General features: G+C 76.8%; 6 protein-coding genes. 4 read left to right on the forward strand and 2 right to left on the reverse strand.

Annotated elements, in window-relative coordinates:
- Positions 1 to 231: 231 nt before the first annotated feature.
- The gene (gene malQ / locus ACI795_RS19315) at positions 232 to 2,136 is read right to left on the reverse strand and encodes a 4-alpha-glucanotransferase (protein ID WP_457077283.1); all 1,905 of its coding nucleotides are present in this window, start codon (positions 2,134 to 2,136) and stop codon (positions 232 to 234) included.
- Positions 2,137 to 2,296: 160 nt separating this feature from the next.
- On the opposite strand from malQ, the gene ACI795_RS19320 reads away from it, so the two are divergent.
- From ACI795_RS19320 to ACI795_RS19335, 4 genes are all read left to right on the forward strand, one after another.
- Complete coding sequence (locus ACI795_RS19320; protein WP_457077285.1) at positions 2,297 to 2,749, forward strand: hypothetical protein; 453 nt, start codon at positions 2,297 to 2,299, stop codon at positions 2,747 to 2,749.
- 89 nt (positions 2,750 to 2,838) lie between these two features.
- Complete coding sequence (locus ACI795_RS19325; protein WP_457077286.1) at positions 2,839 to 3,501, forward strand: DUF305 domain-containing protein; 663 nt, start codon at positions 2,839 to 2,841, stop codon at positions 3,499 to 3,501.
- Between the two features lie 227 nt (positions 3,502 to 3,728).
- Positions 3,729 to 4,505: a F510_1955 family glycosylhydrolase gene (locus tag ACI795_RS19330; protein WP_457077287.1), complete on the forward strand. Its 777-nt coding sequence runs from the start codon at positions 3,729 to 3,731 to the stop codon at positions 4,503 to 4,505.
- A gap of 73 nt (positions 4,506 to 4,578) precedes the next feature.
- Positions 4,579 to 4,833 carry a hypothetical protein gene (locus ACI795_RS19335; RefSeq protein ID WP_457077288.1) on the forward strand — a complete coding sequence of 85 codons (255 nt, stop codon included), beginning with the start codon at positions 4,579 to 4,581 and terminating at the stop codon, positions 4,831 to 4,833.
- A gap of 4 nt (positions 4,834 to 4,837) precedes the next feature.
- On the opposite strand, the gene ACI795_RS19340 is transcribed toward ACI795_RS19335, so the two are convergent.
- A partial coding sequence (locus ACI795_RS19340; protein ID WP_457077289.1) for an ATP-dependent helicase C-terminal domain-containing protein occupies positions 4,838 to 5,868 on the reverse strand: 1,031 nt, incomplete at its 5' end.

Consider the following 5,868-nt stretch of genomic DNA (forward strand, 5'->3'; position numbering starts at 1 on the left):
GTGCTCTGCCCACCGGGAGTGGGCAGAGCACGACTCCCGGAGGAGGGCCTGCGGAGGGCCGCCGACGGGGGCTGCGGAGCAGGGGACATGCCCGTCCTGGCCCACGACGGCCTCGAGACCTGCTGCTGATGTTCTCCCTGCAGCACGGCTACCGGGTGATCACCTGCCCGGGCTCCCCACACGGCATGCCGGCCACGCAGGCCGCGACGATCGACGCCGACCCGCTGGAGTTCAGCTCTTCTTCTTCGCTCCGGCGGTCTTCTTCGCCGACTTCCGGGCCCGCCCGGGCTTGGCAGGTGCCGGCTGCAGCCCCTCGGCGAGCACCGCGGCCACCGCCTGCACCCCGGGGTGGTCGGCGAGCTCCTCGGTGGGCACCGGCAGCGGGATGCACCAGTTGGGCCGGTCGGTGGTGCCGGGCATGTTCGGCCGGCGCTCCTCGGTCAGCGCGTCGTCCAGCGTGGCCGAGAGCAGCGTGGACGGCGCCGTCGCGAGCCGCCGGTAGGCGGCCTCGACCGCCTCGGCCGGCGTCGCGTCCGCCGGGACCGTGGACAGCCGCTCCAGCAGGGAGGCCCGGCCGCGCTCCAGCTCCTCGTCGGTGCCCACGCCGTGCTCGCGCTGCTCGGCGAGGTCGGACCCGGTCCACAGGCCCGCGACGGTCGGCAGGTCGTGGGTGGTCGCCGCGGCCATCGCCTCGGCCGGCCACTGCGCCGGCTCGTCCTCCTCGAACCACAGGAGGCGGTAGGACAGGATCCCGTGCTCGGCCATCGCCTCGCGCACGCCCTCCTCGACGGTGCCCAGGTCCTCACCGACCACGATCGCCTGGGCGCGGTGGCTCTCCAGCGCGACGATGTCGAGCAGGTCCTCGTACGGGTAGCGGACGTAGGCCCCGTCGGCCGCCGAGCCCTCCTGCGGCACCCACCACAGCCGGAACAGCCCCATCACGTGGTCGACGCGCAGCCCGCCCGCACCGGCCATGGTGGCCCGGATCGACTGGATGAACGGCTCGTAGTCCGCGGCCTGCAGCCGCCACGGCACCAGTGGGGGGGACCCCCAGTCCTGGCCCTGGCTGTTGAACGCGTCCGGCGGCGCCCCGACGCTCACGCCCTGGGCGAGCACGTCCTGCCAGGCCCACGCGTCGGCGCCGCCCCCGGCCACGCCGATCGGCAGGTCCTGGATGACCGTGATCCCCTCGGTGGCCGCCCGCAGCTGCAGGTCCAGCTGCCACTGCAGCCAGGCGTGGAAGGCCACCTCCTGCTCGTGCGCCGCCACGAAGGCGCGCACCGCCGAGCCCTGCGGGTCGCGCAGCTCCTCGGGCCAGGCGTGCCAGTCGGGGCCGTGCTCGTCGGCCAGGGCACACCAGGTGGCCCAGTCCTGCAGCGGCTGCCCCTGGTGCCACCACCAGTCGCGGAAGGGGCCCTCGTCCACCCCGGCGTCGAAGACCCGGCGCAGCACCCGGCGCTTGAGCGCCCAGATCGCGTCCCGGTCGATCAGGTCACCGTCGTTCAGCGCCCGGCCGGCCTCTGCCTCCAGCTCGACGGCATCGGCGCCGGCCACCTCGGGGACGCGGAGGTACACCGGGTTGCGGAAGCGGCGGGTGGCCGGCAGGTAGGGGCTGTCCTCCTGCCCCTCGGTCGGGGCGACCGCGTGCAGCGGGTTGACCAGCACGAAGCCGGCGCCCTGGGCCTGGGCGAACTCCCGCACGGTGCGCAGGTCGCCCAGGTCGCCGATGCCCCAGCTGTCCCGCCCGCGGGTGGCGTAGAGCTGTACCGCCCAGCCCCAGCCGCGCCAGCCCTCGGGCAACCAGCAGCGACCGGGGGAGACGATCAGCCGCCGGTCCCGGCCCTCGGGGGTGCGCAGCCGGTGGTAGCCGAGCGGGAAGTCCTCGGGCAGCGAGCCATCGATGCGCCGGACCTCGCCGTCCTCGCAGGTCACCTCGGCGCCCTGGACCTCCAGCGGGTCGCCGGGGCGGGCCACGATCGGGGCCCGGTCGAGCAGGTCGGTCGGCGGGTGGCCGATCACCTGCCGCATCAGTTCGATCGTCTCCTCGGAGACGGTGTGCTCCTCGTCGAGGGCGTCGAGCCAGCTGGCGTCGATGCCCCAGGCGTCGGTGGTCGGCTTCGCGGGCGTGCTGGTCACCCCCTGATCCTCTCCGCTGCCCGGCCCGCCCGCCGGGTGGGGACCCGACCGAGGTGCCGGCGCGCGGACCGTCGGCCGACCGGGCGCGCCCGGCGCCGCCCCTCCGCGCCTCCTCCGCGCCGTGCCGGGTGCGAGGCACACTTGGCCCGGGGAGGTGGTCATGGCGGTACGGGTCTGGACGGTCCTGCTGGTGATGGCAGGCGTCTTCGCGATGCACGGGCTGCAGTGCGCCACGGCGCACGACGCCGGTCACGGCTCTGGCCTGCACCCGGCGACCACCACCCTGGCCGCCGCCACCGCTGCGCGCCCCGCCCTCGCGCTCGCCGGTGCGCGCCCCGGCCACGACACAGCGGACGGCCCGGTGGTCGCTGCTGACCTGACCGCACCGACCGTGGTGGAACACGAGCGCGCCCCGGGATCGCCCGCGGGGTACCTGTGGTCGTTGTGCCTGGCGGTGCTGGCCGCGGGCGTCACCGCCTCGTGTCTCCTGCTCGCGCCCCGGCTGCTGTCCGTGGTCGCGCGGGTCCCCGCGCAGGTGTGCAGCCGCGTCGGGTCGTGGCCGGCACCGCTGCGGCCACCGGACCTCGCTGCCCTCTGCCTGCTGCGGATCTAGGCCGAACCGGCACCACCGCCCCTGCCCCGGCACCTGCTGGCCCGGGGGTGGTTCCGGCATGCCTCGATCCGACTCCAGGAGGAGCACCGATGTCCCGCCCCACCGCGCACCCGATCCACCGCACCAGCGTCCTGCTCACCAGCGCCCTGCTCGCCGGTGCCCTGGCCCTCACCGGCTGCGGCGGCGACGCCGCGGGCACCGGCACGGCGGACGGCTCACCGCCCGGCGCCGCGACCGGCACCACCGCTGATCACAACGCGATCGACGTCTCCTTCGCCGCCGGCATGCGCATCCACCACCGGGGCGCCATCGAGATGGCCCGCCTGGCGCCGGGCCGGGCGGCCGACCCGCGCGTGCTGGACCTGGCCGGTCGCATCGAGGCGGCGCAGGTTCCGGAGATCGACACGCTCAGCGGCTGGCTGTCCCGCTGGGGTGCCGAGGGGGACGGGGGCGGGATGGCCCACGGCTCGACGGACGGCGGCTCGATGGCCCACGGCTCGGTGGACGGCGGCATGACGGGTGAGATGTCCGCGGCGGAGCTGACCGAGCTCACCGACGCCTCAGGGACGGAGTTCGACCGGCTGTTCCTCAGCTGGATGATCGCCCACCACCGGGGAGCGACCCAGATGGCCGAGCGGGAAGCGGCCGGCGGGCAGGACGCGGACGCCATCGCGCTGGCCGAGCACATCCGGGACACCCAGGCCGCGGAGATCGCGGAGATGCAGGCGCTGCTGGCCGAGCTCGGCGACTGACCGACGCCGGTGCGGCGGCCCACCGCCGCACCGGCCCCCACCCGACGGACGTCCGCCCCCGGACCGCGCTGGAGATCGACATGCACACCTCGCACACCCCCCGCCACACCCCCCATCACACCCCCCGCCACGCCCCGCCCTCCCGACGTGCCGCAGCACTGCGGGTCGCCGCCGGGGTGCTCGCGGCGCCCCTCCTCGCCGGGTGCACCTCCGCATCGACCGCACCCGTGGCAGCGGACCCGACGCCCCGTACGGGGGAACTGCCGGCCGCGCACGTCCACGGTGTCGCCTTCGCGCCCGACGGCGACACCGTCCTGCTGGCCACCCACGACGGGCTCCTGGAAGCGGGGGCCGACGGGCGGGTCACGTCCGTCGGCCCCGCCATCGACCTGATGGGGTTCGCCGTGACCGGGGACCGCTACCTCGCCTCCGGGCACCCCGGCCCCGGTGTCGGCCTCCCCGAACCGGTCGGGCTCATCGAATCGACCGACGGCGGCCGGAGCTGGCAGGTGCTGTCCCGGTCGGGGCAGTCCGACTTCCACGCCCTCACCGCCGGTGACGGGGGCGTCCTCGGCTGGGACGGGACGCTGGTGCGCAGCACGGACGGCCGGGCCTGGGAGCAGCTGGCCATCCCCGAGGAGCCCGCGGCGCTGGCTGCCGCACCGGCCGGCAGCACCGTGCTGGCCACCACCCGTCGCGGGCTGCTCCGGTCGGCCGACGGCGGCGTCACGTGGACGGACGTGGCGGGGGCGCCGTTGCTGCAGGTGGTCGACTGGGCCGAGGACAGCACGACCGTCGTCGGCATCGACCCGGCCGGCACGGTCTGGCTCAGCACCGACGCCGGCGGCACCTGGGAGCAGGGGGCGCTCCTCGGATCGCCGCCCGACGCCGTCACCGTGAGCACCGCCGACGGCAGCCCGTCCCGGGTCGCGGCGATGACCGCCGAGGGACTGTGGAGCTCCGCCGACGGCGGGCGCAGCTTCACGGCCGTCCTGACGCGCTGACGTCTGCCCGGCCGCCCGGGTGCACGTGCCCGGGCGGCCGCGTCCTCGCCGTCGGCGGTGGTGCGGCGGGGGAGTGATCGCCCGCGCTGGTCGGGCCCGGGAGGGAACGAGGTGGTCACGACCGAGGGAGGTCTGGTTAGGCAAGCCGGCGGCCGAGCGGGCCGGCATCGAGGGCGACCCGGTGCTCGCCGGCCTGCAGACCGTCACCGACGGCCGGGTGGTCTTCGCCGAGGGGTCGGACTACGACGCCCTCCAGTTCGCCAGCGCGCTGAGCCTGCCCTGTCTGCTGGAGAACTTCGTGCCGAAGCTGTCCCGGGCGCTCAGCTGACCCCTCAGGCCGACCTGCCGCGTGGCTTCGCGCGGCGGGTCGGCGTCGCCGTGGCCGGGTCCTCCGGCCACGGGTGGCGGGGGTAGCGGCCGCGCAGCTCGCTGCGCACGCCGGGCCACCCGGTGACCCAGAAGCCGGCCAGGTCGCCGGTGGTGGCGATCACCCGCGAGGCGGGGGAGAGCAGCTGCAGCCGGAGCGGCCGTCCCGCGACCACCGGGGCGTCGGCCCAGCCGAACACCTCCTGCACCCGCACCGACAGCGTCGGCACCGCCGGGTCGCCGTAGTCGACCCGCAGGCGTGACCCGGTGGGCACCTCGACCCGGTCGGGCACCACCTCGTCCAGCCGGCCGGCCAGCTGCCAGGGCACCAGCGCCTGCAGTGCCGCAGCGACGTCGACCCGCTGCAGGGCCGCCCGGGACCGGGCCGCGGCCACTCCCGGGCTGTCCGCGAGCGCGGCCAACAACGAGGTGTCGTCCACCGCCGGCCACGGCTCACCGAGGCCGGCGTGTGCCGCGGCCAGCCGCTCGCGCAGCGCGACGGCGGCCGGCGTCCAGCGGAGCAGCCCGAGCCCCTCCCGGCGCAGCCCCTCGGCCACGGCAGCCCGCACCGCCGCCGGGTCGGGATCGGTCAGCGGGCGCTCGGCGAGCACCACCGCGCCCAGCCGGTCGGCGTGCACGGCGCGCACGTCACCGTCGCGCCACGACACCTCCGGCCCGGTCCGGCGCAGCGAGGCGCCGGCCTCCAGTGCGGTCGCCTCGTCGACGGCGACCGCCAGCCGGATCCGTGCGTCGGCCCGGCCCGGCGCCCGGTCGGCGGCGGCCACCGCCAGCCACGTCGCGCCGCCGAGCGCGGTCCCCGGCGTCAGCTCCGCGCCGGTCCCGGCCGCGAGCAGGTAGGTCCGGTCCGCGCCCGGGCGGCGGCGGGCCAGCCACTCCGGGTGCGCCAGCCCGACGACCAGGCCGGCCGCCTGGTCGTCGGGGTCGGGCGGGGGGGGGGGGCGGGCGGGGGCGGCGGCCGCCCCCCACCACGCCCGAG

This window comes from Modestobacter sp. SYSU DS0290, assembly GCF_054050955.1.